The organism is Ornithinimicrobium pratense (assembly GCF_008843165.1).
Taxonomy (GTDB): Bacteria; Actinomycetota; Actinomycetes; order Actinomycetales; family Dermatophilaceae; genus Ornithinicoccus; species Ornithinicoccus pratensis.
On sequence record NZ_CP044427.1, the window covers coordinates 2,231,114 to 2,257,969 of the forward strand.

The 26,856-nt window shown below is 68.0% G+C and carries 25 protein-coding genes and 1 other RNA gene; 10 read left to right on the forward strand and 16 right to left on the reverse strand.

All coding sequences use genetic code 11. The features are described 5' to 3' along the window. Positions 1-23: 23 nt before the first annotated feature. Positions 24-1,214, reverse strand: coding sequence for an ROK family transcriptional regulator (locus tag FY030_RS10225; protein WP_337692446.1), 1,191 nt, complete (start codon positions 1,212-1,214; stop codon positions 24-26). Between the two features lie 168 nt (positions 1,215-1,382). On the opposite strand from FY030_RS10225, the gene FY030_RS10230 reads away from it, so the two are divergent. Next, complete coding sequence (locus FY030_RS10230; RefSeq protein WP_158061418.1) at positions 1,383-1,718, forward strand: VOC family protein; 336 nt, start codon at positions 1,383-1,385, stop codon at positions 1,716-1,718. Between the two features lie 151 nt (positions 1,719-1,869). Here FY030_RS10230 and FY030_RS10235 read toward each other — a convergent pair whose 3' ends face one another. Together FY030_RS10235 and FY030_RS10240 are read right to left on the reverse strand one after the other, a co-directional pair. Further along, entirely contained in the window at positions 1,870-2,328 is a 459-nt protein-coding gene (locus FY030_RS10235; RefSeq protein WP_158061419.1) for a GNAT family acetyltransferase, read from the reverse strand. Between the two features lie 180 nt (positions 2,329-2,508). After that, on the reverse strand, positions 2,509-3,156 hold the full coding sequence (locus tag FY030_RS10240; protein ID WP_158061420.1) for a TetR/AcrR family transcriptional regulator: 648 nt from the start codon (positions 3,154-3,156) through the stop codon (positions 2,509-2,511). A gap of 23 nt (positions 3,157-3,179) precedes the next feature. On the opposite strand from FY030_RS10240, the gene FY030_RS10245 reads away from it, so the two are divergent. After that, complete coding sequence (locus FY030_RS10245) at positions 3,180-4,013, forward strand: CPBP family intramembrane glutamic endopeptidase (RefSeq protein WP_158061421.1); 834 nt, start codon at positions 3,180-3,182, stop codon at positions 4,011-4,013. 220 nt (positions 4,014-4,233) lie between these two features. Here the strand turns inward: FY030_RS10245 and FY030_RS10250 are convergent, their stop codons facing one another. Beyond that, complete coding sequence (locus FY030_RS10250) at positions 4,234-5,208, reverse strand: helix-turn-helix transcriptional regulator (RefSeq protein ID WP_192498565.1); 975 nt, start codon at positions 5,206-5,208, stop codon at positions 4,234-4,236. Positions 5,209-5,290: 82 nt separating this feature from the next. On the opposite strand from FY030_RS10250, the gene FY030_RS10255 reads away from it, so the two are divergent. The 3 genes from FY030_RS10255 to FY030_RS10265 all read left to right on the forward strand — a co-directional run bounded on the left by FY030_RS10255 (position 5,291) and on the right by FY030_RS10265 (position 8,125). After that, positions 5,291-5,773, forward strand: a complete 483-nt coding sequence (locus tag FY030_RS10255) for an anthrone oxygenase family protein (RefSeq protein ID WP_158061423.1) — start codon at positions 5,291-5,293, stop codon at positions 5,771-5,773. Between the two features lie 465 nt (positions 5,774-6,238). Beyond that, on the forward strand, positions 6,239-6,940 hold the full coding sequence (locus FY030_RS10260; protein ID WP_202879690.1) for an HAD family hydrolase: 702 nt from the start codon (positions 6,239-6,241) through the stop codon (positions 6,938-6,940). Between the two features lie 312 nt (positions 6,941-7,252). After that, a complete protein-coding gene (locus FY030_RS10265) occupies positions 7,253-8,125 on the forward strand; it encodes an alpha/beta fold hydrolase (protein ID WP_238348227.1) in 873 nt (290 codons plus the stop codon). A gap of 217 nt (positions 8,126-8,342) precedes the next feature. Here the strand turns inward: FY030_RS10265 and FY030_RS10270 are convergent, their stop codons facing one another. Further along, a complete protein-coding gene (locus FY030_RS10270; RefSeq protein WP_238348228.1) occupies positions 8,343-9,137 on the reverse strand; it encodes a DUF3626 domain-containing protein in 795 nt (264 codons plus the stop codon). Between the two features lie 255 nt (positions 9,138-9,392). On the opposite strand from FY030_RS10270, the gene FY030_RS10275 reads away from it, so the two are divergent. After that, complete coding sequence (locus tag FY030_RS10275) at positions 9,393-10,061, forward strand: HAD family hydrolase (protein ID WP_158061424.1); 669 nt, start codon at positions 9,393-9,395, stop codon at positions 10,059-10,061. A gap of 427 nt (positions 10,062-10,488) precedes the next feature. Here FY030_RS10275 and ssrA read toward each other — a convergent pair. Beyond that, positions 10,489-10,855: a transfer-messenger RNA gene (ssrA, locus tag FY030_RS10280) on the reverse strand. Positions 10,856-11,067: 212 nt separating this feature from the next. Between ssrA and FY030_RS10285 the strand changes: the two genes are divergently transcribed. Next, complete coding sequence (locus FY030_RS10285; RefSeq protein WP_158061425.1) at positions 11,068-11,439, forward strand: hypothetical protein; 372 nt, start codon at positions 11,068-11,070, stop codon at positions 11,437-11,439. On the opposite strand, the gene smpB is transcribed toward FY030_RS10285, so the two are convergent. The 4 genes from smpB to ftsE form a co-directional block, all read right to left on the reverse strand. Next, on the reverse strand, positions 11,423-11,899 hold the full coding sequence (gene smpB, locus FY030_RS10290; RefSeq protein ID WP_158061426.1) for an SsrA-binding protein SmpB: 477 nt from the start codon (positions 11,897-11,899) through the stop codon (positions 11,423-11,425). The genes FY030_RS10285 and smpB overlap by 17 nt on opposite strands. 73 nt (positions 11,900-11,972) lie before the next feature. Continuing rightward, complete coding sequence (locus FY030_RS10295; protein ID WP_158061427.1) at positions 11,973-13,733, reverse strand: M23 family metallopeptidase; 1,761 nt, start codon at positions 13,731-13,733, stop codon at positions 11,973-11,975. Positions 13,734-13,750: 17 nt separating this feature from the next. After that, positions 13,751-14,674: a permease-like cell division protein FtsX gene (gene ftsX, locus FY030_RS10300; RefSeq protein ID WP_158061428.1), complete on the reverse strand. Its 924-nt coding sequence runs from the start codon at positions 14,672-14,674 to the stop codon at positions 13,751-13,753. Continuing rightward, positions 14,671-15,366 carry a cell division ATP-binding protein FtsE gene (gene ftsE / locus FY030_RS10305; RefSeq protein ID WP_158061429.1) on the reverse strand — a complete coding sequence of 232 codons (696 nt, stop codon included), beginning with the start codon at positions 15,364-15,366 and terminating at the stop codon, positions 14,671-14,673. Before ftsE ends, ftsX begins: the two co-directional genes overlap by 4 nt. Before the next feature lie 372 nt (positions 15,367-15,738). Between ftsE and FY030_RS10310 the strand changes: the two genes are divergently transcribed. Beyond that, a complete protein-coding gene (locus tag FY030_RS10310; protein ID WP_158061430.1) occupies positions 15,739-18,222 on the forward strand; it encodes an ExeM/NucH family extracellular endonuclease in 2,484 nt (827 codons plus the stop codon). Between the two features lie 8 nt (positions 18,223-18,230). On the opposite strand, the gene FY030_RS16595 is transcribed toward FY030_RS10310, so the two are convergent. The 4 genes from FY030_RS16595 to FY030_RS10325 form a co-directional block, all read right to left on the reverse strand. After that, complete coding sequence (locus FY030_RS16595) at positions 18,231-18,530, reverse strand: hypothetical protein (protein ID WP_202879691.1); 300 nt, start codon at positions 18,528-18,530, stop codon at positions 18,231-18,233. After that, positions 18,527-19,729 (reverse strand): aldehyde dehydrogenase family protein, encoded by a 1,203-nt coding sequence (locus FY030_RS10315; protein ID WP_202879692.1) that lies wholly within the window; start codon positions 19,727-19,729, stop codon positions 18,527-18,529. Before FY030_RS10315 ends, FY030_RS16595 begins: the two co-directional genes overlap by 4 nt. A gap of 43 nt (positions 19,730-19,772) precedes the next feature. After that, positions 19,773-20,894, reverse strand: a complete 1,122-nt coding sequence (prfB, locus tag FY030_RS10320; RefSeq protein WP_158061431.1) for a peptide chain release factor 2 — start codon at positions 20,892-20,894, stop codon at positions 19,773-19,775. Positions 20,895-21,077: 183 nt separating this feature from the next. Next, positions 21,078-22,589 (reverse strand): nitronate monooxygenase, encoded by a 1,512-nt coding sequence (locus FY030_RS10325; protein WP_238348229.1) that lies wholly within the window; start codon positions 22,587-22,589, stop codon positions 21,078-21,080. A gap of 193 nt (positions 22,590-22,782) precedes the next feature. On the opposite strand from FY030_RS10325, the gene FY030_RS10330 reads away from it, so the two are divergent. Continuing rightward, positions 22,783-23,475, forward strand: a complete 693-nt coding sequence (locus tag FY030_RS10330) for an arsenate-mycothiol transferase ArsC (protein WP_158061432.1) — start codon at positions 22,783-22,785, stop codon at positions 23,473-23,475. A gap of 77 nt (positions 23,476-23,552) precedes the next feature. On the opposite strand, the gene FY030_RS10335 is transcribed toward FY030_RS10330, so the two are convergent. Then, on the reverse strand, positions 23,553-24,206 hold the full coding sequence (locus tag FY030_RS10335; protein WP_202879693.1) for an HAD-IA family hydrolase: 654 nt from the start codon (positions 24,204-24,206) through the stop codon (positions 23,553-23,555). A 30-nt stretch (positions 24,207-24,236) separates the two neighbouring features. After that, on the reverse strand, positions 24,237-24,710 hold the full coding sequence (locus FY030_RS10340; RefSeq protein WP_158061433.1) for a hypothetical protein: 474 nt from the start codon (positions 24,708-24,710) through the stop codon (positions 24,237-24,239). Positions 24,711-25,853: 1,143 nt separating this feature from the next. Here FY030_RS10340 and FY030_RS10345 point away from each other — a divergent pair. Continuing rightward, on the forward strand, positions 25,854-26,711 hold the full coding sequence (locus FY030_RS10345) for a hypothetical protein (protein ID WP_158061434.1): 858 nt from the start codon (positions 25,854-25,856) through the stop codon (positions 26,709-26,711). The last annotated feature ends 145 nt before the right edge of the window (positions 26,712-26,856 follow it).

A 26,856-nucleotide genomic window follows, 5' to 3' on the forward strand; every position in this document is an offset into this window, starting at 1 on the left:
GGCCTTGAAGTCAAGACTTGAATTCAAGTTGCCCTGTGGGCGCTATCCGGCTCATGGAAGGACGAGATCTGTGCTGCGGCGACGAAGCAGCCGCGCAGGTCGGCGTCTGCGCCCAACGCCGAGGGACGCAGCTCGACCGAGGCAGCGGCACTGGGCAGGGCCCGCCGCTCGATCGAGTCCTGCATGGGGCCCAGGACCCACTCCTGGGCCATGAGCAGGTCACCGCCAAGGACGATGACCTCGGGGTTCAGCAGGTTGATCAGACCGGCCACCGCCACACCCAGGTGCATGCCGGCGTCGGCCAGGACCCGCCTGCAGCCCACATCACCTCGTCCGGCGAGCGTGACAAGGTCAGTGAAGCGCAGGTCGCCGTGGGAGCCCCGCACGGACTCGACCAGCGCCCGCGAGCCCACCAGGGTGTCCAGGCAACCGCGGTTGCCGCAGGCGCAGATGGCACCGTTCTCATCAAGCGTGACGTGGCCGATCTCCCCGGCCGTACCGCTGACCCCGCTAAACACCTCGCCGCCGATCACCAGGCCCGCTGACACCCCGTGCGAGGCGCGCAGGTAGCAACCGTTGGCGACCCCAGCGAGCACGCCGGCGCGCAGCTCGCCCAGGGCGGACATGTTGGCATCGTTATCCAGCTGAACTGGCACCCTGAGCAGGGCTTGCAACGCCTCGGTCAGCATCACCCCGCTCCAGCGCGGCATCACGCTCTCGGACCCCACCTGCCCACTGACCGAGTCCACGGGCGCCTGCATCGCCACCCCCACCGCCCGAAGGTCGGACACCGGCCGCCCGATCTCTGTGTGGAGGTCGGCGACCAGACGGGCAGCCCTGGCCAGCGTCTCATCGGGTTCGTGCTGGAAAGGCAGCGGCAGCCGGGTGCGCTCGAGGACGTCACCCGCGGGAGAGGCGACGACGGCGACGCGCAGGTCGCGGTCCCCGATGGCTATGCCGGCCAGCATCCCCCGTTGGCCAGGCAGGGACACGAGGGTCGCGCGTCGGCCGTTGCGGATGCTCGGCTCCAGGCGCACCGCACCCTCGTCGTTGAGCTCGCGCACGAGCGTGGAGATCGAGGCGGCGGACAGTCCGGTCACCCCAGCGATCTCGACCTGGGTCAACGAACCCTCGCGTTGGAGAGTCTCCATCACGCGAGTGCGGTTTGCGGCCCTCAAGGATGTCTGCGACCCCGGGGACCAGGTTGGCTTCACAGCATGAACCTTAACCGCCCCAGTGGGGTGCGCACCGGTCGCCTATTCACTTGGGCACCAGGTGTGACCACCCTCGCCGGACACCCGAAGCCAGGCTTCTCCCGGCCCGCGCGGGCCCACGGCGTCATCGGCCGTGCGACTTCCGACGCCGGCCATAGCATGGATCTCATGATCCGCATCGGAGCGATCGTTCTGAACACTGCCGACCCGGAGCGTGCCGGCGCCTTCTGGAGCCATGCCCTCGGATACGACCGAGCCACGAACCCCGACTTTTTGGTTCCGCAGCACAGCGGCGCCAGTCGTTTCCACCTCGACAGGACAGACCGCACACATCTGGATCTGTGGACGGACAGCAAAGCGGAGCAACGCGCCGAAGTCGAGCGCTTGATCTCCCTGGGTGCTACTCGAGTCGACTGGGACTATCCCGAGGACGCCGACTTCATCGTCCTGGCCGACCCCACGGGCAACCTGTTCTGTGTCATCGATATCGGCGCGCCCAACTGAGGGAGGCGCCGCCTGCTCAGCCGGCTGGAGTCGTGCGGAAGGTGGACGGGTCCTTCCGCCGGATGACGGACCTGCCTGCTTGTCGACTCCTCGGCAGGTGGCTCCCAAGCCCCTTCGCCTGTTACCCCGTGCCCGCCGGAGAGCTGTGGTCTTAGCGAGGATGTTGGGCCGAGTTCTGTTCACGTAGCGCCTGCAGGTCCTCGTCGAGGAATCGACCGAGGACAGTGACCTGCTGGTCCACATAGCCCATCCGCTCGTAGAACTCGATGACGACGGTGTTGTCTGCCCGCACCATGAGCTGCAGCTTGGGTATGCCCCGCCCGTGCAGCCATGACTCAGCGGCACGCATCAACTCACGCCCGATCCCGTTTCCGCGATGGTCCGGCTGGACGGCCAGGTAGTACACCCAGCCGCGATGACCGTCGTGACCCACCATCACCGTGCCACGTAGTTCCCCGTCCGCCACCGCCGCAAGGACCGTGGAGGACGGACCCCCGAGGGCCCGAGCGAGGTCGGCGTCGGGATCGTTCCACGGACGGGTCAGGCCGCAGTCACGCCACAGCTGTGCTGCCTCGGGCTCCAGGTCGGATGGGATCGGCACGATCGGCATGCCGCTGATTCTCTCCCGCGGGCGGCCCTCGGTGAGACGGGCCATGCGGTCCGCTTGCGAACGATGCTCCCGTCGTCGTTCCGGACCTCCGGATCCGTTTGGCGTGGGTGGTGGTCCGCAGCCACGTGGGACGGCCGATGCGAGCACTCGCACCACCCCTGCTCCTGCGGCTGACGACGTCTAGCCGGCGGCAGATGTGGTCGGCTCCGGCACGGTGATGCGCACCACGAGATCGATGCCGGCGTCTTCACCCGTGCCCGGGGACATCGCGACGGTGCGCGGGTACGGGGTGAGGTCGAGGCCGGTCAGGGCCGTCCTAGAGGCATTGTCCGCCACGTCGGAGGGTTGGAGCATCATCCGGCCGTGCACCCACTCGGTGAGGAAGATCGTCACGTCCGCAGCGATCGCAGGCGGGTGCCCCACGACGTCCTCGAAGAACTCGAGCAGCGCCTCGTTGAGGGCGAGGGAGTGCGGGCCGACGACCCGCTGTGCCGCCAGGGCCTGGACATGGCCGGGTGAGGACGCGAAGACCGCCAGCACGTGGCGCAGGAAGTGACGTAGGGCCTCCCGCGGCGGGTCGGTCCGGAGCAGGTCCAGCTCAAGCCGGCCGAGGAACTCATCACCCAGACGGTTGCGTAGCTGCCCCATGTCGGCGAAGTAGGTGTAGAGCACGTTCGGGGTGACGCCGGCGGCACGGGCGACGGCCCGCAGCGAGAGACCACTCAGACCCTTCGAACTCAGCACCCCGTGCGCGGCCCTCGCGAGGGCGTCGGCCGAGACGTCACCGCGCGGGCCCCGGCGGCGGGCGGGTGTGCTCTGGTAGGCCATCCGGGCATGCTACCTTCCTGTTTGTGCACCGAACAAATACCCTCGAGCGTCGAGCGGCTCGCCTCTTCGTCACCCTGGCTCTGGTCGTCATCACCGTCATCTGCAGCCTTTTCCTGCTTTCCGACACCGTCATCCCGGAGTGGTTCGTCATCGTCGGCCGATGGCTCCCAGCCCTGCTCACTCTGGTCGTGCTCCGTGTCGTGCCGCTGCCCGGCGGCCTCGCGACCTGGTGGGCACTGCGGCCCGGTGGGTGGCGTCGCCTTCTCCTCGGCAGCGTCGTGACCTTGGGCATCCTCGTGATGGCCTACGCGTTGAGCGCCGCGGTCGTGGGCGCCACCGGTCTGGCGCAGACACAGGTATGGACCGCCCTGGGCCAAGTGGCGCTGTTCGGCATCCCCATGGTGCTGTTCTTCTCCCTCAGCACGCTCGGGGAGGAGGCCGCGTGGCGCGGATTCCTGCAGCGGGCGCTCAGCCACCTCGGGTTCTGGCGCGCCTCGTCCGTCGTTGCGGCCGTGTGGGTGGCGTTCCACGTCCCCCTGCACGGCGTGATGGCGCTGCAGGGGACGATCCCGTGGCTCATTGCCGTAGTCACCACCGTGGGCCTCTTCCCCCTCGGCCTGCTCCTCAGCGCAGCCGTCGCCCGCTTCGGCAGCGTCTGGCCGGCCGTGGTCGGCCATGCGTTGCCGATCTCTGCGCTCAACCTGATGTCAGACGTGGACGAGCTGTCCGTCGCGGCCCACTGGGCCCTCGGCGGCGTGACGGCGGTCCTGCTCCTCGCGGCCGCCGCTCTCCTCGCCCCGCGCGGGACAGCGACGAGGACCGCGCCCGACCGGGAGGCCGCAAGCCTTCCGGCATAGCCCGCCCCCCTCGCCCTCCCCGCTTAACCACCACAAGGGTCTCGGGCGCCAACCGGCCGACAACTGTCGCCGAGGCAGTGCCGCAAAGACGTCGTCCTAGCGCGATCAACGCAGGTCTCGACTTGGGGGCATGGGCACCCGGCGCTGCCAGTTGCGTGCAGCCCTGAAGGGGGCGGTGCGGGTCGCACATTCGCACCCGTTCCAGGACGCAAGCCTGGCCTCAGCGCCGAGAGGCCTCGTCCTGGTGCTGCGAGGCCTGACCTTTGACGCTTGCAGCGCGGTAGGCCCGTGGTGACACGCCATGATGCCCTTTGAAGGCGGTGGAGAACGCATACGGATTGTCATAACCCACCTGGCGCGCCACCGCGCCGACGGGGTCGTCGGTGCGCCGCAGGGCGTCGGCGGCCAGCGTCATCCGCCAATGCGTGAGGTAGGTCATGGGAGGTTGCCCAACCAGCTGAGTGAAGCGGCGGGCCACGCTCGCGCGAGACCAGCCGACCCGGCTAGCGAGCATGGCAACGCTCCACGGATGATCCGGTGCCTGGTGGATGAGGTCCAGAACTGGTCCGATCATCTCGTCGGACTGGGCGTGCCAGCCCACCGGCGCCTCATGGGTACGGTCGGCGAACCACGAGCGCAGCGCCGAGGTGAGCAACAGGTCGACCAACCGGTCAAGCACCGCGGCCTGACCGGGCTGGCCGTCGGCCAGCTCGGCCACCAGCAGTGCTACCAGATGGCGAGGAACCTGTGCCGTGACGATCTGTTCAAGGCCGCGCAGCAGAAGGCTCCCCAGCTGCTCAGGTGCGTTGTAACTGCCGGTGAGGAAGGCGTGAGAACCGCCCAACCTGGTTCCCCACACTCGGGTGTCCAGCCACATCACCGCCGACAGGTCATTGCCCTGCTCGTCCGCGCAGTGCCCTCCGGCGAGGATCCGCACGCCAGGAACTGTAGGACCGCTACCCACCGGAAGCACCTCATAACTGCCCCCGGTCGGCACGACCACAACCTCACCGGGACCCGCGGTCGCCTCGGGCAGCGAAGGGTGCCGAATTGTCAACGAGCCACGCACCGGCGCGATGACCGTGACCACGGCGCCGTCCTCCACGCGGATCCGGAAGGGTTCCTCGAGCTCGCATCGCAGGACGAAGGCGCCTCGCCCACGTAGGTCGTCCAGAGCGGCGGAGACTGCGTCCATGACCGCAACCGTAGACGATGACGAAGGTATCAGCGTGGATAGAGTATGGATACGATCGACAAGGCCCGCTTGGCTGAGGCCCATGACTAGTCAGCTGCTCAACATCCTCCCCCTCGCCGCAGGCGCCGCAGGGGTCCTCGCCGGTGGTGCACTGTTCTCCTTCTCGTCGTTCGTCATGCCTGCCCTGCGCGACCTGGATGTGGAGTCAGCGGTGCACGCCATGCAGGCGATCAACGAGAAGGCACCACGCAGCGCCCTCATGGTTCCGCTGCTGGGCTCCGCAGCGGCCGGCTCCGTCGTCGGTGCCCTTGCCTTGGTGGACCGCATACCGGGCGACCGTGTCCTGCTGGTGAGCGGCGCTGGACTGGCCATAGCCGCCTTTGTCACCACCGCGGCATACCACGTGCCGCGCAACAACGCCCTCGCCTCCCTCGACTTCTCCAGCTCGGCGGCGGCCGCCTACTGGCCCCGCTACGCGCAGACCTGGACGCGCATGAACCATGTGCGCGTCGCCCTGCTCCTAAGCTCGGGCGTCTTCCTGATCGCGGGCTCAAGCGCGCCCTAACCCGTCTGATCCACCCGCATCACTGCAACGCGGCTTTCCGGTCCAGCGGTCGGAGCGGCCACGCATCGCGGCACCCTGAAAAAATAGTGATGAGCTCTCACGCCACCACCGAGTTGCGACGGTGACGGATGCTTGGCGACGTGCCACATCGACACGACGCCCCGCCACCTCGCTGAGCTCCTCGCTCACGCCTGCCACGCGTAACAGGTTTTCCGGCGTCGGGCAGTAGATCCACGAGAAGGTCGAGGTCGCTGTCGCGTTTGCGTGACCGCGAGCCACGGGGCCGAACAGTCTCGGATTCGTCGCGCCGTAACGCTGGAGGATCTCGTCGAGGGCGTCACGATGCGCCGCCACAGCCGCACGGAGAGCGGCGCTGTCGGACGTGACGGTGCTCATGTCCAATGTGACACGGCACGCGCACAGGACTCCCGGCACGGCAGGAGCATGTGCCCGTAAACTCCGCCGGTGAAGCGGATCCGGGCCGTTATTTTCGACCTTGATGGCACACTGCTAGACCACATCGGGGCGGCGACTCAGGCGCTCCATTGGTGGCTCCCCGAACTAGGTGCGCCGTCCCCGACGGAGGATCGAACCGAGGCTTGGTTCGTTGCCGAGGAGAAGCACTTCGCAGCCTGGCGCTCGCGCGAAATCACCTTCGCTGAGCAGCGCCGCCGACGCCTGCGCGATTTCCTTCCTCTCGTCGACATCTCGATCAGCGACGACGACGAACTGGATGAAGTCTTCGCCGGGTATCTCCGGCACTACGAGGCTTCATGGAAGATCTTCGATGACGTCGACGAGACGTTGCGCGCCCTCGCAGAACTCCCGGTCCAAACGGCGCTGCTCACCAACGGCACCGACGATCAGCAGCGCGCGAAACTCAGGGCAGTGGGTCTGGAGGGCCGCGTCGGAGATGTGTTCACGGCCGAGAGCTTGGGGGTAGCCAAGCCTGACCTCTCCACCTACCGCACCGTCTGCCAGGCGTTGCAGGTCAACGTAGACTGCGCGCTCCACGTGGGCGATCTGCATGCACTAGACGTGGTTGCTCCGAGGAAGGCTGGGCTCCAAGCCGTTCACCTCGACCGCACCAACGCCGGCCCATGTGAGGAACCTGCCCGGATCCGTTCCCTTCGCGAGCTGCCAAAATTCCTGTATCGATCACGTTGAGCGATCAGCGCAGCGCCTGCGGCAAAGTCGTACGTCAGGCGCAGGATTGCACCGAACTTGGAACTGACGAAGAGTTGCCCTGACCAGATGCAACACAACTTGGTGCACGACGAGACCGACGAGTGTTGCCGCAGGCGTCCGCGGCCGCTCCGAGCACCTCTTGGAGCGAACTGATGATCCCGCCCACCCACAGGAGACCCAGCCAGCCAGCCGTACCAACGTCGAGCGCTATCGAGATGCATCACGACCGCGTTTCTATGTTGCTCCACGCGGTAGAAGAGTGTGGCGCTGGCTCGGTGGTTTGATGTAGTTGTGGCGATCTTCGACGGCTTTGCTCTAGAGCATGTGCGCGTCAGCGACGACGTGGTCTTGCGGGTACGTCACGGCGGGCAAGGGCCTGCGGTCGTTCTCCTGCACGGTCACCCGCGTACGCACACGACGTGGTACGGGGTCGCTCCCCGCCTGGTCGAGGCCGGCCTGACGGTCGTGTGTCCCGACCTGCGCGGCTACGGCCAGTCCCTCGGACCAGAACCGGATGCCGACCACCGTGCGTACAGCGATAGAGCCATGGCCGGCGATATCGCCGAACTCATGACGCACCTGGGCCACGAGCGCTTCGCGGTCGTCGGTCATGATCGAGGCAGCTACGTCGCCTACCGCACGGCCTTGGATCACGCGGAGCGCGTCACGCGCCTGGCCGTGCTCGACAGCGTCCCGATCCTCGAAGCCCTCGAACGCGCCGATGCGCGCTTCGCCGAAGCGTGGTGGCACTGGTTCTTCTTCGCCTCCGACCAGGCCGAGCGCGTCATCACCGCAGATCCCCTCGCCTGGTACCAGCTCGACCCTACAGTGATGGGGCGCGAGAACTACGAGGACGCGGTCGCTGCGGTCAGCAATCCGCGCACCGTCCGGGCCATGCTCGAGGACTACCGCGCGGGTCTGCACGTCGACCGAGCCGCGGACGAAGCCGACCGCGCCTTGGGCCGGCGAATCACCTGCCCCACCCTTGTCGCCTGGTCTAGCCAGGACGACATGGAATCCCTGTACGAGGATCCGCGCGGAGTCTGGCGCCCGTGGTGCAAGGCCGAGCCCGAGTCCGGGGTGATCCAATCCGGTCATCACATGGCCGAGGAGAATCCAGAGCAGCTGGCAACCCTGCTGCGATACTTCCTTACGGGCCAGTAGTCCGACAGCTTCAAGCCTTGCGCATGAGGGCGCAGACATCGGATGTCTAACGGCGCACCACCGGAGTCTAGTCGCAGCCCTTCTCGAACCCTCCGGGACGACCCGTGTGGGGTCTTACCGGCTGCTCGGCCGCGATGGGCACTCGGCATGCCCCGCGCAACACGCGGGCAACACAGGATGGCTCGTGAGCGCAGGGATTGCTGGTGACCGGTGGGAGCTAGACGCGCTGGCCGTATCGGGCGAGATAGTGCCAGACCCTCTTCAATGTCTGCCCGTCGTGGTCTCCTGACCTTGCGGCCTTGCCGATCACGTCGGGGGTAAGCGCTGTTCCCAGCGACCGGGCAAGTCGTACGTACTTAGCACCCCGGTAGGCCTCGTCGAGTGATGCAGTGGTGGTGGCGAAACCGAGATGCCACTCCACGGGACAACCCAAGGTCACAGCTGCTCTCTCAACGTGTGTGCCCCGGTAGCAGGGATCCAGCACCACGGCTTCGACATCGCGGGCGATGGACACCTGGCCGTGAACGTGCGCCTCCACGTACCGATCCAGCGGATCCAGATCACTCAAGCGCGCCAGCCGAATGAGATGTTCGACCTCGCCGGGACCGCAGACCGCTTCGGGCTCGAAGACTGAATCAGGAAAGCAGAACGTGCACCGATCCGCGACCTCCTCCCGCAACCGGAGATGGGCCGATCCGAACCGGACGGAGCCTCCGTAGGGGTCTTCATCGAAGTTCAAGGCCCCGTACACCGGCCGCTGACCGTGGTCGGCACCGTCGTAGCGACCACCGAAGAGGCGACTCTCCCAGCGCCAGCGTTCCCCGCCCTCGAACGCCGTCAGACCACCGTTGGAGGTGCCCGTCTCGAACTGACTGCAGTAACGCCCATCCCGGGCGATCGCCTCGATGACCAAACCGTCAGCAAATGGCCAATCAGGGTGAAACTGCAGCGTGACACGCACATCGAGCATGCTCCCATCCCCAGCGACCTGCCGGAAGCCCAGGATGGACATGCCGATCAGCGTTCAGTGCACGCCTGACATGGATGGGAGCATCCCTTAATGCTGACCAGGACGTGTGGCACTTCCACGTATACGTGCTTCCACGTTTGAGAGGTGACCGGCTCTACCAGCGCCATCCTGATGCTCGATGGGTCCACGCCGATGAACGGCGCCCGTTCGCGGAGCAGCTGCGCTCTGCCCTAGGGCTGCCGACCTCGTTCGTCTGGGTGACCCCATAGCCCGCGGGACCAGCACACGTGGTGCCAGGTGGGTAAGGATGCGGGCATGGCGTTGAACGGTGTGATCTTCGACTTTCACCAAACCCTGGCGCTCGCAGGCTCACTGAAGACATGGGTACGGGATGCGGCCGCGGTCTCGGGTGACGGCGATGACCAAGTCAGCGAGATCCTGCCGGTGCTACGGACGGTCTGGGAACGCGCAGGGCAGCGTTACCCGAACTCCGAATGGGATCTCGACCCAGACCTGCACCGCAAAGCCTTCACGGGCGTCCTCACGAGCGAGGCAGCGTGCAGCCCGCGACTCGCGGCAGCCCTCTACGACACGATGCCCGTCCAGTGGGTTCCCGCCCCGGGGGCAATCGACCTCCTCCAAGCACTCAAGGCTCGGGGCCGTCGAGTTGGGCTCGTGTCAAACATCGGCCTCGACATCTGCCCACGCCTGGCGCAGATGGGGCTGCTCACCCACCTCGACACCGTCGTCCTGAGTTACCAGGAAGGCCTCGTCAAGCCAGACCCACGCATCTTCACCCTCGCTGCGGACCGCCTGGGTCTTCCCGCTGACGAGTGCGTGTTCGTAGGAGATCACCCCCACGCCGACGGAGGCGCCGTGCACGCCGGCATGACCAGCATCTTGGTCCCAGCCAGGGACCACGTGCCTCAGCTGCACATAGGGACGGCACTTCTCATGCACATCTGAACGATCAGCGCCTCGCGGCATGACCAGATGTGAGGTGAAGCTAGACGTGCTCCTCTGTCGAGCGCGGTCGAGGAGACCCGGGCACTGCGCAGACCCGCGAGGACCGGCGCGGTGCGGTCCGGGGAGGCCACGTCCCCGTGGTCGTCATGGGGGCGGACCCGACGGTGCTTGGTCGCGGCCGGGAACTCGAAGTGCTCCAGTCCCCCGGCCTTGGCCTTTACCGCCGCGTTAGGCAGGGCCCCCGCGCCCTTCGCGCTCACGTCATCCGCCTCCGGATCGAGCCTGGGTGTGCCAGCCTGTGTCAGTTCTGGTGACACCTTGGGCATACTTGTGGCCACTCCTGCCCGGACGCACGAACCCCCAGATCCGCGCCGTGAGGCTGATTCTGGGGGTTGACGTGCGACAACTCGCACAGCGTGAGACACAGGGGTGGAGGTGGCGGGAATTGAACCCGCGTCCGTCACCGGGAAACCAGGGCTTCTCCGGGTGCAGTGCGCTCAGGATTTTCTCGGCCCCAGGGCTCGCGCGCACACGTTCCCTGACAGGCCCAGTCGAGTAGCAGTCCCGCACGGTCCCTCGACATGACCGTGCAGCTAGTCACCTAATCGGTGCCAGGATCTGAGCCGGTGACGAACTCAGGCTGACAGACTTGCGCTCGCTCAGGCGGCGAGGGCGAAGTCGCTGCGCTTGGAATTGGCAGCTATTGGTTTTGCAAGGATCGTTTGACGAGATGACCTTGCATCCTCGACCCGCTTCCCCTGAAGTGCCGAATGACGTCGAAACCGATCACCCCCATGGGGGGTGTCTCACGCTGTGCAGTTGTCAAGCAGCTGGCCGCTGGGGCCAGACTGGTCAGTCTAGTGGTCCAACGGTGTGGAGTCCACGAAGATTCCCGGCCTCTGGCAGGGTGTCGACTATGACGAGCTTTCGACCCGATCGACATCACCCGAGCTTGGACCCGGGGTCGCAGGACGTCCCGCGCCCCTTGTTGGTCAGCCTGAGCATCATGGTGTCCGCCATGGCTGGCGCGCTGGTGGTCATGGGGGTCGTGCTCGTGGTCCTGGGGGGCGAGCTGGTCACGCCCGAGCTGTGGGCGCTTGGCCTAGTGATCCTCGCCACGGTGGCCGCCTGGGGTGTCGTCCTGATGCTTCCAGCACGCCGTGGATCGAGCGGCTCGTTCGGCCCGGCCCTTCAGGCCATGGTCATGCTGCGCGTGGCGCTGCTGGAGGCCCCCGCCATCCTGGGCCTCATCCTGGCCTTCCTCAACAACCCGGTGAACCTGCTGGTCTACGCTCTGCCTGCGACCTTCTCCCTGGCGGGCATCTTGCTGTTCGCCAGACCCCGGGTGGTGCTGAACCGGCTCAGCGCTGTCGCTTGACGTGGGCTGACATGGCCCGCTCGGCCTCGCGACGGTCCTGCCGCTCGCGCAGCGTCTGCCGCTTGTCATGGATCTTCTTGCCCTTGGCGAGCGCGATCTCAACCTTGGCCCGCCCGTCCTTGAAGTAGAGCGCGAGCGGGACGATCGTGTGCCCTGCCTGTTCGGCCTTGGCGACCAGCTTGTCGATCTCGTGGCGGTGCAGCAGCAACTTGCGCCGCCGGCGCGCGGAGTGGTTGGTCCACGTGCCCTGCGTGTACTCAGGGATGTGCACGCCCTCCAGATAGAGCTCGCCGCCGTAGCTGGTGGCGTACCCGTCAACCAGCGAAGCACGTCCCTGACGCAGCGACTTCACCTCGGTCCCGGTCAGCACGAGGCCGGCCTCGACGGTGTCCTCGATGTGGTACTCGTGTCGGGCCTTCTTGTTGCTGGCAACTAGCTTGCGTCCGGATTCCTTGGGCATAACCGCTCAAGTCTAGGCGAGAGCCAGGTATGCCGTCACCGCAGTTTCCGGGGCTGGCGCCGCGATAGCCCTGTCAGAACCAGCCGCGCGGGTTGACGGGGCTGCCGTTCTCCCGGGTCTCAAAGTGCAGGTGACAGCCAGTGGAGGACCCGGTGGTCCCGACATGGCCGACCACCTGACCCTGGTCCACCGCCTGGCCGGACGCCACGACGGGAGCGCTCTGGAAGTGCATGTAGGTGGTGGTCAGGTTGACCCCACGGTGAACCCCGTGGTCGACGATCACGTAGTGACCACTGCGGTCGTTGTAGCCGGTGCTGAACACCACTCCGCCCGCCGCGGACACGACCGGTGTGCCACAGTTCGCGCCGAAGTCGATACCGGCGTGCAGCAGCCAGATGCCCAGCACGGGGTGCAGGCGGTTGCCGAACTCGCTGGTGATCGGCGCGTTGACCGGATAGGTGAGATACGAGGGCGGGGACGGGGGGACGGGTGAGGGCGAGGGCGAGGGCGAGGGCGAGGGCGAGGGCGAGGGCGAGGGCGAGGGCGAGGGTGAGGGGGAGGGCACGGAGGCCCGGTAGATGTCCTCCTCCGCCTGGCGCTCCTCCTCACGGCGCGCCTCCTCCTCGGCTAGGCGGCGCTCCTCCTCCCGGCGTGCTTCGTCCTGGGCCCGACGGGCCTCCTCTGCCTCGGCCTGGGCCGCCGCGGCCCGGCGCTCCGCCTCCGCCTGCGCGGCGTCGTCAGCCCGGCGCTGGGCCTCCTCGGCGGCCGCCAACTGCCGGGCAGCCTCCCGTTCGGCCGCTCGTTGCCGGGCAGCCTCCTCTGCCGCGGCCTGTCGGGCTGCCTCCTCGGCTGCCTTGCGTCGGGCTTCCTCCTCCGCGAGGCGCTTGGCTTCCTCCTCCGCGAGGCGCTCCAGCTCCGCCTTCTCCTTGAGCTTGAGCCCGTGCTTGTTCTCGGCCAGCTGCGCGAGCTCAGCCTCGAGGTCCTCGGACACCTGCTGCTCGGCCTCCAGGGAGGCCAGCACGATCTCCTTCTGCGCCTCCAACTCTTCCCGGGCCTGGGCTTGCTCCGCCTCCAGGGACTCCAGGTCGAGCTTTGCCGTCTCCGCCGCGGCCCTGGCCTGATCCTTGGCGACCACCACGGCCTCGGCCCGGGCCAGCAGGTAGGCGATGTCCTGCCGCACGCCCGTCAACCGGTCCTGCTCGGCGACCTGCACGGCCTCCTGCGTGGCCAGCGAGCGGATCTGCTGGTCCTGGACCCGCAGCACGGTCCGTGACATCGCCATCTGGTCCGCGGCGTCCGCCTCGCCCGAGAGCAGTTCCAGGGTGGCCGCCAGGGACCCGAGCCCACCCTGCTTGTAGCTCTCCCGTGCGATCGCGCCCACCGTGCTGCGGCTGACAGCCTGCTCGTCCGCGTTGGCCGCGAGGGATTCCTCGATCGAAGCCTCGCTGACGCGCGCCACCCCCAGCTGGGTCTGGATCCGGTCGGCCTCGGCCTCGGCGTCAGCCAGGTCCAGCTCGGCCTCCTGCAGCGTGATGCGGGCGGCCTCAACCTTGGCGGTCGTCTCCCGCAGCACCTGGTCCGCAGCGACCAGCTCGGCACTGGTGTGCTCGAGGTCTTCCCCCAGGGCGGTGGCGCGCTGCTCACTCGTCTCGCGCTCGCCGGTCGTCCGCTTGTGCTCTCGCTCAACCTGCTCCATCCGCTCCCGGATCTCCTCCAGGGTCCCGGAGGCCAGCGCAGGCGTGGCGATGCCGACCACACCGGCGAGGGCCAGCACCAGGGCCCGGGAGTATGTCGTGCGGCGGAGGCCGCGGCGGTGCGTGGATGGGTTGGACATGGCGTGCTTCTCCTTGTTTAGACCCTCACGTGGCGACGCAAGGCCGCCCAGGCGGTAAGGACGGCCAGCAGCAGCGCGCCGATCACCAGGACGGGGGTGATGAGCCACACTTCGCCCTCACCGATGAGGCTGACCAGACCGCTCTCCCCCGCGAGCACATCGGACAGGAAGCCACTGACGCCGAAGCGGACCGTGGCCCACAGCAGCCCGACGGCGAGCGTCGCCCCCAGCAGCGTGGCGATGACGGTCTCGACGATGAACGGCAGGTGGATGCTGAAGGCGGAGGCGCCAACCATCCGCTGGATGCCGGTCTCCCGCCGGCGGGTCCAGGCGGTGAGCCGGATCGCGGTGGAGATGAGCAGGACCGCGCACAGCACCATCGCGGCGGCCAGGCCGAGGGCCCCGGCGCTGAGCACCCGCAAGAAGGTGAACAACTGGTCCACGACCTCGCGCTGGTCCTCCACGCTGTCCACACCGGGGGCCTGCTCGAAGGCGGCCCGGATCACGTCATACCGGTGGGGGTCGGACAGGTTGACCCTGAACGAGGCCGGGATCGCCTCAGGGGGGACCGAGTCGAGCACCGAGGAGCCGCGGAACTGCTCGCGGAACCGCTCGTATGCCTCCTCGCTGGACTCGTAGAACCACTCGGTGACCAGCGGCCGCAGACCCTCCAGGTCGGCCTCGATCTGGTCGCGCTGCTCCTGGGTCACCCCGCCCCCGGTGCAGCCGACGGAGTCGGTGGAGTCCGGGGTGCACAAGAAGATCGAGACCTGGACGCGGTCATACCAGTAGCCCTGGGCCGTGCTGACCTGTTGCTGCGCGAGCAGTCCGATCCCGAGGAAGAACAACGAGACCATGGTGACCAGGACCACGGAGATGAACATGGCACCGTTGCGGCGCAACCCGTTGCCCACCTCGCCCAGCAGGAAGCCCGGCCTCACGGCTCCACCACCTGCCGATAACCGCCCTCGGCCTGGTCGCGCACAACCCGGCCCTCGTGCAGCTGGACCACGCGCTTGCGGAACTGGTCGACGATGGTGGTGTCGTGCGTGGCCATGAGCACGGTCGTGCCGGTGCGGTTGATCCGCTCCAGGATGGCCACAATCTCCTGGCTCGTGTCCGGGTCAAGGTTGCCGGTCGGCTCGTCGGCGAGCAGGATCGGTGGCTTGTTGACCATGGCCCGCGCGATCGCCACCCGCTGCTGCTCACCTCCCGACAGCTCGTGCGGGAGGCGCCTGCCCTTGTCCTCCAGCCCGACGAGCGCCAGAGTCTCGGGGACACGACGCCGGATCTCGTGCCGGCCGGCACCCAGGACCTGCAGCACGTAGGCGACGTTCTGGTGCACGGTCTTGCCCGAGAGCAGCCGAAAGTCCTGAAAGACGGTGCCGATCTGACGCCTCAGCAGGTGCACGCGGCGGTGGGGCAGGGCCCCCAGGTCGTGCCCCGCCACCAGGACCCGCCCGCTCGTCGGCTTCTGCTCCAGGATGACCAAGCGAAGGAGGCTGGACTTGCCCGAGCCGGACTGCCCGACGACGAAGCAGAACTCCCCCCGCAGCACGTCCAGGTCGACCCCGCGCACCGCCCAGGGGTCGCCTTTGGCATAGCGCAGGCTCACCTGTTCGAGGGTGATCATGGGGGACAGCTCCGTGACTACCGGTGATGTTGGGACATCTGGGACATGTGTGTCGGCTGTGACAACGAGAACACGGTAGCCGAGTAGCGGTGCGAGTCAAGGAAGGCACAAGCGAGGAACGCAGATCGGACCGCGAGGGGTCGAAGACACGGACCTCGGACCCAGCCCCCGCGGTCCGGCCACCCTGGATGGACCCGGGGCGCTGGTGACCTGGCCTACCTCGTCCCGCTGCTGAAGAGTGCGTGAACTTTGCGGTCCTGAGGCCGCAGCGGCCCCCGGGTGTCGGACCGAAGCGCTAGTTTGACTCTCGTCCTGCCGCCGTACCACCCGCCAGGGGGCGGCACCTTGAGCCCTGGACTGGAGAAGACAACGATGAACACCCTTTCCCGCCTGCGGCGCGTCCTCGCGCTCGGGGCCACCGGTGCACTCATGGCCACCGGTCTGATCACCCTGGCGCCGGTGGCGCAGGCAGCCGGCGACGGCTTGATCATCAACGAGTTCTACGGGCGCGGCGGGTCCGCCAACCAGCCCTACACCCACAAGTTCGTCGAGCTGTACAACCCGACGGACGCGGCGGTCAACCTGGCCGGCACCTCGTTGCAGTATCGCAGCGCCACCGGCACCGGCAACGCCAGCGGGGTCACCTCCCTGTCCGGCACCGTCCCGGCAGAGGGCTACTTCCTCATCCAGCTGCCCGGGAACGCCGGCAACGGCGAGACGCTGCCCACCCCGGACCTGGTCGGCACCATCAACCCCTCCGGCACGACGGGCACAATCTTCCTGGCGGAGACGACCAGCGCGACCAGCCCGGACAACCTCGACCTGGTCATCGACAAGCTGGGGTACGGCGGCTCCAACAGCCCCGAGGGCACGGCCGCCGCATACCCCGGCACCAATGCCACCCCCGGCTCCCTGACGCGGACCGGATTCATCGACACCGACGACAACGCAGCGGACTTCACCTTCAGCGAGCAGGTGACCCCGCAGAACAGCGGAGGAGACGGCGGCGACCCCGACCCGGAGCCGGAGCCGGAGCCGGAACCGGTAGAGCTGACCATCGCCGAGATCCAGGGCACCGGCAGCGCGACCCCCTACGCAGGCCAGGAGGTCACCACGCAGGGCGTGGTCACCGCGGCCTACCCGACCGGCGGGTTCCGCGGCGTCTACCTGCAGACCCCCGGCAGCGGCGGCGCCGCCAAGGTCCCTGGTGATGCCTCGGACGGCATCTTCGTCTTCTCCGACTGGGCCGCCGAGAACCTGCAGATCGGTGACTGCGTGGACGTCGAGGGCCAGGCCGGGGAGTTCAACGGTCTGACCCAGCTCAGCCAGGTCTTCGTCACGCCCGTGCAGGGTTGCGCCGCGGTCACCCCGACCGCCCTGGACACCCTGCCCGCCACGGACGCGGAGAAGGAGGTGTACGAGGGGATGCTCGTGCACCCGCAGGGCACCTACACGATCACCAACAACTACGCGCTGAACCAGTACGGCCAGATCGGCCTGGCGGTCGGCGAGGAACCCCTCTACACCGCCACCGACGTGGTGCGCCCGGGTGCGGAGGCGGAGGCCTACGAGGCCGAGAACCTGCGCCGGTACATCACCCTCGACGACGGTTCGTCCTGGAACTACCTGTCCAACCGCACCGCCCAGGACACGCCGTTGCCCTACCTCTCGGCGGAGGAGCCGCACCGGACCGGCTCCCACGTCACCTTCGACCAGCCGGTCATCCTGGACTACCGCTTCCAGTGGAACTACCAGCCCACCGGCCAGGTCGTCGGTGCCGACAGTCCGTTCGACCCGATCGTCTCGGAGAACGACCGTGAGTATGAAGTACCCGAGGTCGGCGGCAACATCCAGATTGGCGCGTTCAACGTGCTGAACTACTTCACCGACCTGGGTGAGGACGAGCCCGGCTGCCGGTTCTACGCCGACCGTGAGGGCAACCCGGTCGGCACGAACTTCTGTGAGGTCCGGGGCGCCTGGAGCCAGGCCGCTTTCGAGGACCAGCAGGCCAAGATCGTGGCAGCGATCAACGAGATGGACGCCGACGTGCTGGGCCTGCAAGAGATCGAGGCCAACTCGGCGCTGTCCTACAAGGACCTGCCGCGCGATGTCGCGATGGCCGACCTGGTCGGGGCGCTCAACGAGGCAGCCGGCTTCACCCGGTGGGCCTACGTGCCCTCCCCGAGAGGTCAGGTGCCCGCCAACGAGGACATCATCCGCACCGGGTTCATCTACAACCCGAGCACCGTGCAGCTGCTCGGCCCCTCGCAGATCCTGCTCGACGATGCCTTCGCCAACGCCCGCTACCCCCTGGCGCAGAAGTTCAAGGCTCGCCAGACCGGCAACCCGTTCGTGGCGATCAACAACCACTTCAAGTCCAAGGGATCCGGTGAGGACGACGGCACGGGCCAGGGCCTGGCCAACCCCTCCCGCGAGGCCCAGTCCCGGGCGCTGACGGAGTGGGTCGACTCGACCTTCAACGACGAGGCGGTCTTCCTCATGGGTGACTTCAATGCCTACAGCAAGGAGACCCCGGTCCAGATCATCGAGGCGGCTGGCTTCACCAACACCGCCAAGACGTACGAGCCGGACTCGACGACCTACCAGTTCTCCGGCCGCTTGGGCTCCCTGGACCACGTCTTCGCCAACGACAAGGCGATGCGCCTGGTCACCGGGGCTGCGGTGTGGGACATCAACGGCGATGAGTCGATCGCCTTCCAGTACAGCCGGCGCAACTACAACGTCGTCGACTTCCACGCCGACGACCCGTTCGCCAGCTCCGACCACGACCCGATGCTGGTGGGCCTGGAGACCGGCCCGCGCGGCAAGGGCAAGGGCAAGGGCGGCCGCGGCTGACCTTCCGGTCAGCTGCTGCTGCGCCGTCGACCGCGCAGCGCCCGGCCCGCCGCCCGCACCGGGGCGAGCGGGTCGGGCCTGCGCAGAGGCGTCATCAGCCGAGTGATCGCGGCCCGTTTCCAGCCCGAGTGCGGCGGGTAGACGACCCTGAGCGTGTCCGGGGCGGCGGGCTTGACCAGCACCGAGCGTCGGTGGCTGAACTCCTCGATGGAGGCCCGCCCGTGGTAGGCGCCCATCCCGGAGGCGCCGACCCCGCCGAACGGCAGGTCCGGGGCGAGGATGTGCAGCAGCGGGGCGCCGATCGTCATCCCCCCGAGGTGGTGCGCTGCTCGAAGGTGCGCCGCACCTTCTCGTCGGAGGAGAAGACGTAGAGAGCCAGCGGGTGCTCCCGCTCGCGCATGAACTCGGCACCGGCCTCGGCGTCGGCGACGGTGAGCACCGGCAGGATCGGCCCGAAGATCTCCTCCTGCATCAGCGGCGCGGAGGGGTAGGGGTCGGCGATGACGGTGGGGGCAACGAAGTAGCGGTCCTGCGCGTCGTGCTCGCCGCCGACCACCACCTCGCCACCGTGACCGCCGAGCAGCCCGACGAGACGCTCGTGGTGCCGGCCGTTGACGATCCGGCCCAGGTCGCTGCTGGTGCGGGGGTCGGCGCCGAAGAACTCCTGCACAGCCTCCCGCAACGCGGCCAGCAGCGGGTCCCGCGCTTCCGAGGTAACCAGGACGTAGTCGGGGGCGATGCACGTCTGGCCGGCGTTGACGAACTTGCCCCAGGCGATCCGTCGAGCCACGACAGTGGCGTCCATCGTGGCGTCCACGAAGGTCGGTGACTTCCCGCCGAGCTCAAGCGTGACCGGCGTCAGGTGCTCGGCGGCGGCGCGCATGACGACCTTGCCGACCTCGGTGGAGCCGGTGAAGACGATGTGGTCGAAGCGCCGCTCGAGCAAAGCCGTCGTCCCGGGCACCCCGCCCGTCACCACCTGCACCACCTCCGGCGGCAGGTGCTTGGCCACCAGGCGGGCGAGCAGCTCCGCCACCCGTGGTGTGATCTCACTGGGTTTGAGCACGGCCGTGTTCCCGGCCGCAAGCGCTCCGGCCAGCGGAGAGAGCAGCAGCTGTACCGGGTAGTTCCACGGCGCGATGACCAGCACGACACCCTTGGGCTGCAGGTGGACGCGCGCCGAGGCGGGCTGCAGGGCCACCGGCACCGGCACCGTGCGTGGCGCTGTCCACCGTTCCAGGTGGGCGAGCAGGGTGTCGATCTCCTGGACGATGGTCCAGGTCTCGGTGAGCCGCACCTCCAGCGCGGGTTTGCCAACGTCGGCGGTCACCGCCGCGTTGATCTCGTCCTCATGCTCGACGACCAGCCGGCGCAGGGCCGCCAGGTGCTCCCGACGCCGGCCCAGGCTCAGGGTCGCCCCGGAGTGCACGGTATGCCGCAGCCTTGCCAGGTCGAGCCCGCCCAGGAGCGAGGCGGTGTCGTAGGGGGCGTCGGTGAGGTGCGACATACCCCCATGCTGCCTCGGCCACCTGAACCCTGCCCGCTGCGGGTCAGCCCTCGGACTTCTCCTGCCCGCGCTTCCAACGGATGCCGGCGTCGATGAAGTCGTCGATCTCGCCGTCGAGCACAGCCGAGGTGGAGCCGACCTCGTGGCCGGTGCGCAGGTCCTTGACCATCTGGTAGGGGTGCAACACGTAGGAGCGCATCTGCTCTCCCCAGCTGGCCTTGACGTCGCCGGCCATCTCCTTGCGGGCGGCGTCCTCCTCGGCCTTCTTCAGCAGCAGCAGCCGGGACTGGAGTACGCGCAGGGCGGCGGCGCGGTTCTGGATCTGCGACTTCTCGTTCTGCATCGAGACGACCGTCCCGGTGGGGATGTGCGTCATCCGGACCGCGGAGTCGGTGGTGTTGACCGACTGTCCGCCAGGGCCCGAGGAGCGGAAGACGTCGACCTTGAGGTCAGTCTCGGGGATCTCGATCGAGTCGGTGCTCTCGATGAGCGGGATCACCTCGACGGCCGCGAAGCTGGTCTGACGGCGCCCCTGGTTGTCAAACGGGCTGATCCGCACCAGCCGGTGGGTGCCGGCCTCGATGCCCAGCGTGCCGAAGGCGTAGGGGGCCTTGACCTCGAAGGTCGCCGACTTCAGCCCGGCCTCCTCCGCGTAGGAGGTGTCCAGGACCGTGGTGGGGTAGCCGTGCCGCTCGGCCCAGCGCAGGTACATCCGCATGAGCATCTCGGCGAAGTCGGCGGCGTCGACCCCGCCGGCGCCGGCGCGGATGGTCACCACGGCATCGCGCTCGTCATACTCCCCGTTGAGCAGGGTGCGGACCTCGAGCAGGGCCACGTCCTTCTTGAGCTTGGTCAGGTCGCGCTCGGCCTCCTGGATGACGTCGGCGCCCTCCTGGCCGCCCTCCTCGGTGCCGAGCTCGACCAGGGCCTCGAGGTCGTCGATGCGCGCGTCCATGCCGATGACCTTGTCGTGCTCGGCCTTGATCCGCGACAACGCGGAGGTGACCCGCTGGGCGTTGTCCACGTCGTCCCACAGGTCCTGAGCCGAGGCCTGCGCCTCCAGCTCGGTCATCTGAGCCTGCAGCCGATCGAGGTCGGTCACCTCCCGCACCGACGCCATGGTCCCGCGGAGCTGCTTGATCTCGGTCTCGAAGTCGGTTGCCACGAGGGTCAAGCCTACGCCAGCAGGGTCCTCACCCCGACGTCCCGCCCCGGACCTGGACCATGGCATGGCCTCGCCCAGGCCCGGCGCGCGGTGGCAGCCCTCCTCCGGCTGAGGGTCGCCGACCACCGCTCTCCCAGGCCCGGGAAGTGCGTGCGGCTGCTGGCTGCGCGACCGCCGACCTGATCAGCCGGCTGCGGCCAGGCTGCGCACCGCGGGCACCTGCTCCAGCAGGTAGCCCAGGGCCTGGACCGCGGTCCAGCCCTCAGGATGGCGCCCGATCAGCGCGGTCGCGCCGGACAGGTCCTGCCCGAGGGTCACCAGGGTGTCCTCGACGTAGCCGTCCTTGCGCTCCTGGCCCAGGCCGATGTTGGCCATGAGGCCGTTGCACAGGCACTTGCGCCCGACGGTGTCCTCGACCACACCGCCCTTCTTGAGGTACATGTGGACCGGCTCGGAGGCGCAGCGGTAGCCGATCTCGCCGTCCTCGCGCTCGTAGGGCTGCCGCAGGTAGGACAGGTCGCACAGACGCGGGCGCGCCTCGTACACCTCCACCTGGCTAGCACTGCCCTCCAGGGTGGCGACCTTGAAGGGGAAGCCGGTGGGGCTGGCGCGGGGGTCGTTGCGCACGGCGAGCTCGCCGGTGCGCAGCTTGTCCAGCAGCTGCCCACGCTCGCCGTCGGCTAGGCCGGAGTCATGGGAGAGCGCGAAGAGGGTGCCGACCTGGACCCCGACGGCGCCGGCGGCGAGTGCCTCCGCGACCTTCTCGGGTGTGGAGAAGGCGCCCGCTAGCCAGAACGGCAAACCTAGGGCGGCGATCTTGGCGAGGTTGGCCTCGTCCCGATCGCCGTAGATCGGCTGACCCTGCTCGTCGAGCTGCATCTTGCCTCGCGGCGGGGCGGAGTGACCACCCGCCGGGGGCCGCTCGACGACGAAACCGTCGGGGCGGATGTCGGGGTCGCGGTGCAGGTAGGTGGCGAGCTGATCCACGGAGACGATCGCCAGGAAGTCGGGCCGCCTCAGCGGCGGCAGGTCCTCCGCGAGCAGGTCCACTGGGTCCACCTCGACGTGGCGGCGCAGCTTGCCGCCCAGCACGTCGGCGCTGATCCGGCCGATCCCGCCAGCCGCCAGGTCACGCAGGAGGGCGGGGATCTCGCGCGGGATGCCGGCCCCCATGAGCACGTAGTCGACATCCGCCAGCATCGCGCCCAGCAGCGCGGTGGGGGTGGCCATCTGCACCTTCTCCAGGCAGTTGATGCCGACGGCACCGGTGCCCAGGCCCGTCAGACCCTCCTTGGCCAGCCAGACCTCGGCGAAGTTGGCCGCGACGGCCAGTTCCTGCCCGGCGCGGGCGGTAGCCAAGGTCAACTTGGGAATCGGCTTGTAGGGCGTGCCGGGGACCCGACCGCCGTCGATGAAGTACTTGTCGAGCACGCGCTGCGCTATCTCGGGGCTGGGGAAGTGCTCCAGTGCGCGGCGGTAGTGACCGCCCGGGTCACCGTCCTGCAGCACCCGGGAGAGGACGGCATCCATGGCCGTGCCGGAGACCACACCGAGGTGTCCGGCCTGGGCGACCTCGCGGGCGAGCCGCCAGCCGGAGACGGCCACCCCCATGCCGCCCTGGATGATCGCGGGGCGAGGGCGGCGCGGGTCATCGCGGTGGTGCAGGTGGAGGTGCTCGGTGGGGACAGCGGCCATAAGGGGAGGGGACCTCTCCTGGTCGGGAAGAACACCTACGCGGACGTAGGTTTCGCTTGCGTAGGTTACGCTAGCGTAGGTTGCTCGCCCTGTCGCATCGAGCAGGTCAGCGCGTCAACGCGACGACAAGCTCCCCCCGGCGTACACTCCTGGTTCACCAGTTGTTCACCTGCGCGCGAGGAGGCGACGGACCATGCAGCTGCACAGCCCGATGTACGAGCACGCAATCGCCCGGGTAGTGGCCGATCTCACCGAGCGGTTCCGCGACGGGTTCACCGCAGCGGAGGTGGCCGCGGTCGTGGAGCGTGGCCGTGCCCAGTTCGAGGCATCCGGACGGCCCGCGACGTTCGCCCCCGCACTGCTGGACCACTGGGCCCGTGACGAGCTCCTCGCCCTGGCCCGCGCCGAGGGCCGCACGCTCTCCCCCCTGCCCAAGGTGCTCTTCGTCTGTGAGCGGGGTGAGGGGCGCTCCCAGGTCGCCGCTGCGCTGGCCGAGCACCTCTCCGCCGGCCGCGTGCTGGCCCGCTCGGCCGGCATACACCCGACCGGACGCCTCAACCCGCATGCCCCGACGGTGCTGGCCGAGCGCGGCATCGAGCTGCGTAACCCACTGCCCGGTGAGGTCCAGGCCGACGTGCTGGACGCCGCCGACGTGCTGGTGCTCATCGGTGTCCCGGCCTGCGACCTGCTCGGTCGGCGCACCGTGCGCTGGGACGTGGCCGACCCCTACGCCCAGGAGCTGCACACCGCCCGTCGCATCGCGGACGAGCTGGAGGCCAGGGTGCGGGAGCTCCTCACCGAGCTGGAGGTGCCGGTCGACGAGCAGGGCACCGAACCGCACGCTGACCAGGAGCAGCACGAGCGGGTGCACGCCGCCGCCAACTGAGCCTCGGGGTCCGCTGAGCCGCGGACGTCCACGGCCTTGCGTTGGGCCCGCCCGCCGGCGCTGTGTCAGGCCTGCGGTCAGGGGCGGCTGACCCGGATCCCGTCGGCACTGCGGGTGAACCGCACCTGCGACAGGTCCTGCACCACCACGTCGGCATACGGGGCAAGCTCTTCAACCGTGCTCGTGGTGGTCACCGCCAACGTCGCGGCCCCAGCGGCTCGGCCAGCCTGCAGCCCTGCGGGCGCGTCCTCGACCACCAGGCACCGGGCCGGGTCGACCTTCAGCAACCGGGCACCGGTCAGGTAGGGCTCTGGGTCCGGCTTACCCCGGGCGATGTCCTCAGCGGCGACCGCTACCGCCGGTGCCGTGAGTCCGGCCTGGCGCAGGCGCAACCGCAGCAGCTCCCGACCGGCCGAGGTGACGATCGCCGACCGCGGCCCGGCAGCGGAAAGGGCCATTGCCGCACCCGGGAGGGCAACAACTCCTTCCAGGTCGCCCAGCTCGATCCGGTCGATGTGGGCCGTCGCCTCGTCCACGTCCAGGTGTGGGGCGACCCGCTGCACGACCTGGCGGCTCGGCATACCGTGCACATTGCCGAACGCCTGCGCCGGGATGCCGTGGTGCCGCGCCCAGGCCGTCCAGCTGCGCAGCACCGGGCCGCTGGAGTCGATGAGCGTGCCGTCGTTGTCGAAGAGGACGGCCTGGAAGGTCTCACCCCAGATGTCTCGCACACCCCCATCGTCGCAGGGGGCCAGCGTTGGTCAGGGCTGCAGGTCGGAGCGCGCGCTGGAGGTGACGGTGACGCTGACCCCGCCCCCGAAGGCGCTGAGTACGGGGCTGACCACCGGGATCTGAGCCTGTCCGGTCAGCACCACCACGGCGGTGCGTCCATCCGGGCTGCCGGTGCCCGGCCCCAGCGACCACGCGGCCACCCGCCCGGGCAGCGGCCGCGTGGCCAGGTAGGCACCCGCCGCCGCCTGCACCGAGGCGTCGGTGAGTGGAACGCCGGCCCCGATCCCCTCGCCGTACGCGCGCTCCTCCACCAGCGCGTCGCTGGCGTCGAGGGCGGCGGCGTCGGCCGCGTCGAGCAGATGGCCGTCATCGTTCCATTCTCTGACGAGTTCCGTCGTGACGCTAGCCGTCTTTACGCCGAGGTTCAGCGCCGTATTCCTGGCGCTCTTGGCCGTCTCTTCGGCCGTACCGTTCTTGGTCTGGTTGACGCCCCTGGGGAGCACTTTGACACGCTGGACGCCGCTCCCGCTGTCGAGTTCGACGCTTCTACCGCGCAGTCTGCCTACAGCAGCCTGGTTGACGTGGAAGAGTCTTTGCTAACGCTGGCGGATTCAACACGGGGTGGGCGCTTTCTCCCGCGTCCCGCGTGAAGTTCCTGCGTGTAACGGACGGTGCGGGCAACCCCACCCTTACCGCTGGGCAGGACTCGAACAGTGGTCCCTACTGAACGTACCTACCCGTGTACAACCGCCACGTATCCGACGCCCCTGGGCTGATGGGTCTGGCTGGCGACTGGCAGGGTGCCGAGTGGGGCTCCGTTGACGGCGTTAGGCTTACCGCTGCCGACCAGGCTACTTTGACGGAAACCTTTGAGGGTACTACTCGTACTCTTAACCTGTGGCAGCGCAACATGTTTGCCCTGCGTGCAGAGATTGAGGTCGCCTTCATGGCGGACGCTACTAAGTTCGCACGTCTGGTTGACGCTGCCTGACCTAACCGCCTAACCGGTTAATGGGAGTGTGACGGCTGATGGACCGTGACTACTCCTACTGGTTAACTCACACTGTCCGAACCTGATCGGTTCAACCTGAGTAATGATGAACGTCGCTACTCGAACTGTAATACGTAGTTCTGACTGACACTCAACAGTGCAGCGCCGGAACGGCATAGCCACGATGGTTACGCTCGTTCCGGCGCTGTTCTTTTCTAACGACATACCACGCTATATGGCCCTACAAAGCACGCAACTCTGGCGGAGGTATGCGGACACCTGACACGCGTGAACGTCCGTCAGATCGCAACGTCGTCACGCTGACGGCTGTTCTGATCCGGCGACGATGGGCAGGGGGGTGGACCCCCTTGCCGACCCCGCTTCCGTCGCTACCCGGCGAGGCGTTCGGCCCCCTCACGGGATGAATCCACATCTTAGGCACCAACCTTCGACAACAACCGCAGGCTATTCAATGAGCGGACGCGGGCGTCAGCACCGCTGGCGCCAGCCCACGCGGACGCGGCGACGTAGACACGGGAGAGTCACGCTAGTCAGGCGACTGGCCGACACGTAAGACGGAGGCGTCGGCGGCCTAGGCTCAGCCAGTTTGGGGGCGCCGCCCTGCCGAAGTTGGCGGACTCGCTAAGGTGCCCTCATGACGTACGTCCCCTTCGACGCTACAGACGAAGATGTTGCGGCGCGCCAAGTACTCAGGAGCGGTGTTCCGCCCACCATGAGAAACGCATTGCGCGGTTGGGTCGTGAGAACCATCAGCGGGGGCAGTGGCTGGGTTGAACCAGCCAAATTCCACGACATCCAGAATAACCTCGACCTAGACCTGAATCTCAATCCAGCTTTCACCTCGCTGATGCGCGACAGCGACACGCATACGATCCTTGAGCGACTAGAAGGGGACGCCCTGCTCCGGGTTGTAGATTACCTCCTCTTTTCTACGCCCAGCGCGGTCCCGTCTAACGTGGAAAAAGTTCTGCGAGAAGGCCGCTCAAAATGGAGGGTCGTCCCAGAGGGCCGACGGCATCGTCTGCGCGCGAGACTCTCCGAAGGGGTGCAGGAGGGCGCTGAGGCTATTATGGCGCGCAAAGACACGGCTGGGAAATTGCTACGTCGCGCCTGGAACGGCCTTTATGATCTGACACCGAATGACAGTGGTGCCTACTCTATGGCCGTCAAAGCAGTAGAAACGGCGGCATTGCCTGTTCTGGGCCTACATAAACCGACGGCTACGGTTTCGGATGCCATTCGGGCGATAGAGAAGCGAGAGGCGACCTGGCGCCTGCCTTTCAAGCGCGAGCACACTGAGGCACCCTCGCGAGACGTGCTCTTGGGCATGCTGAAGTCGCTCTATCGCGGGCAACGGGACAGGCACGGGAGCGCGGCTTACGAGGACGTGACCCACGAGGAGGCGGAGGCCGCTGTGCTCATGGCCGTCACGCTCGTTGGCTGGTTCACGCAGGGACTCGTCGCTGAGCGCGATACCGGCGTGTTCGGCTGACGTCCTTGCCCTGCATCGATTCAGTCGATGGTTTCTAAGAAATTCACAGCGTCGAGGGCCGACCCGCTGGCGTCTGGCTGCGTCTATCGAGGCCGTCCGCTGGCGTCTCGCTTTGTCTAGGTGAGCCCAGGCACTGGCGAGGCGC

Excerpts from the sequence above, each read along its gene's own strand:
- FY030_RS10230 (WP_158061418.1), top strand. The coding sequence starts at position 1,383 with ATGATCCGCATCGGAGCGATCGTTCTGAACACTGCCGACCCGGAGCGT.
- FY030_RS10235 (WP_158061419.1), bottom strand. The coding sequence starts at position 2,328 with ATGCCGATCGTGCCGATCCCATCCGACCTGGAGCCCGAGGCAGCACAG.
- FY030_RS10240 (WP_158061420.1), bottom strand. The coding sequence starts at position 3,156 with ATGGCCTACCAGAGCACACCCGCCCGCCGCCGGGGCCCGCGCGGTGAC.
- FY030_RS10250 (WP_192498565.1), bottom strand. The coding sequence starts at position 5,208 with ATGGACGCAGTCTCCGCCGCTCTGGACGACCTACGTGGGCGAGGCGCC.
- FY030_RS10255 (WP_158061423.1), top strand. The coding sequence starts at position 5,291 with ATGACTAGTCAGCTGCTCAACATCCTCCCCCTCGCCGCAGGCGCCGCA.
- FY030_RS10270 (WP_238348228.1), bottom strand. The coding sequence starts at position 9,137 with ATGTCCATCCTGGGCTTCCGGCAGGTCGCTGGGGATGGGAGCATGCTC.
- FY030_RS10285 (WP_158061425.1), top strand. The coding sequence starts at position 11,068 with ATGGTGTCCGCCATGGCTGGCGCGCTGGTGGTCATGGGGGTCGTGCTC.
- smpB (WP_158061426.1), bottom strand. The coding sequence starts at position 11,899 with ATGCCCAAGGAATCCGGACGCAAGCTAGTTGCCAGCAACAAGAAGGCC.
- FY030_RS10295 (WP_158061427.1), bottom strand. The coding sequence starts at position 13,733 with ATGTCCAACCCATCCACGCACCGCCGCGGCCTCCGCCGCACGACATAC.
- ftsE (WP_158061429.1), bottom strand. The coding sequence starts at position 15,366 with ATGATCACCCTCGAACAGGTGAGCCTGCGCTATGCCAAAGGCGACCCC.
- FY030_RS10310 (WP_158061430.1), top strand. The coding sequence starts at position 15,739 with ATGAACACCCTTTCCCGCCTGCGGCGCGTCCTCGCGCTCGGGGCCACC.
- FY030_RS16595 (WP_202879691.1), bottom strand. The coding sequence starts at position 18,530 with ATGACGATCGGCGCCCCGCTGCTGCACATCCTCGCCCCGGACCTGCCG.
- FY030_RS10315 (WP_202879692.1), bottom strand. The coding sequence starts at position 19,729 with ATGTCGCACCTCACCGACGCCCCCTACGACACCGCCTCGCTCCTGGGC.
- FY030_RS10325 (WP_238348229.1), bottom strand. The coding sequence starts at position 22,589 with ATGGCCGCTGTCCCCACCGAGCACCTCCACCTGCACCACCGCGATGAC.
- FY030_RS10330 (WP_158061432.1), top strand. The coding sequence starts at position 22,783 with ATGCAGCTGCACAGCCCGATGTACGAGCACGCAATCGCCCGGGTAGTG.
- FY030_RS10345 (WP_158061434.1), top strand. The coding sequence starts at position 25,854 with ATGACGTACGTCCCCTTCGACGCTACAGACGAAGATGTTGCGGCGCGC.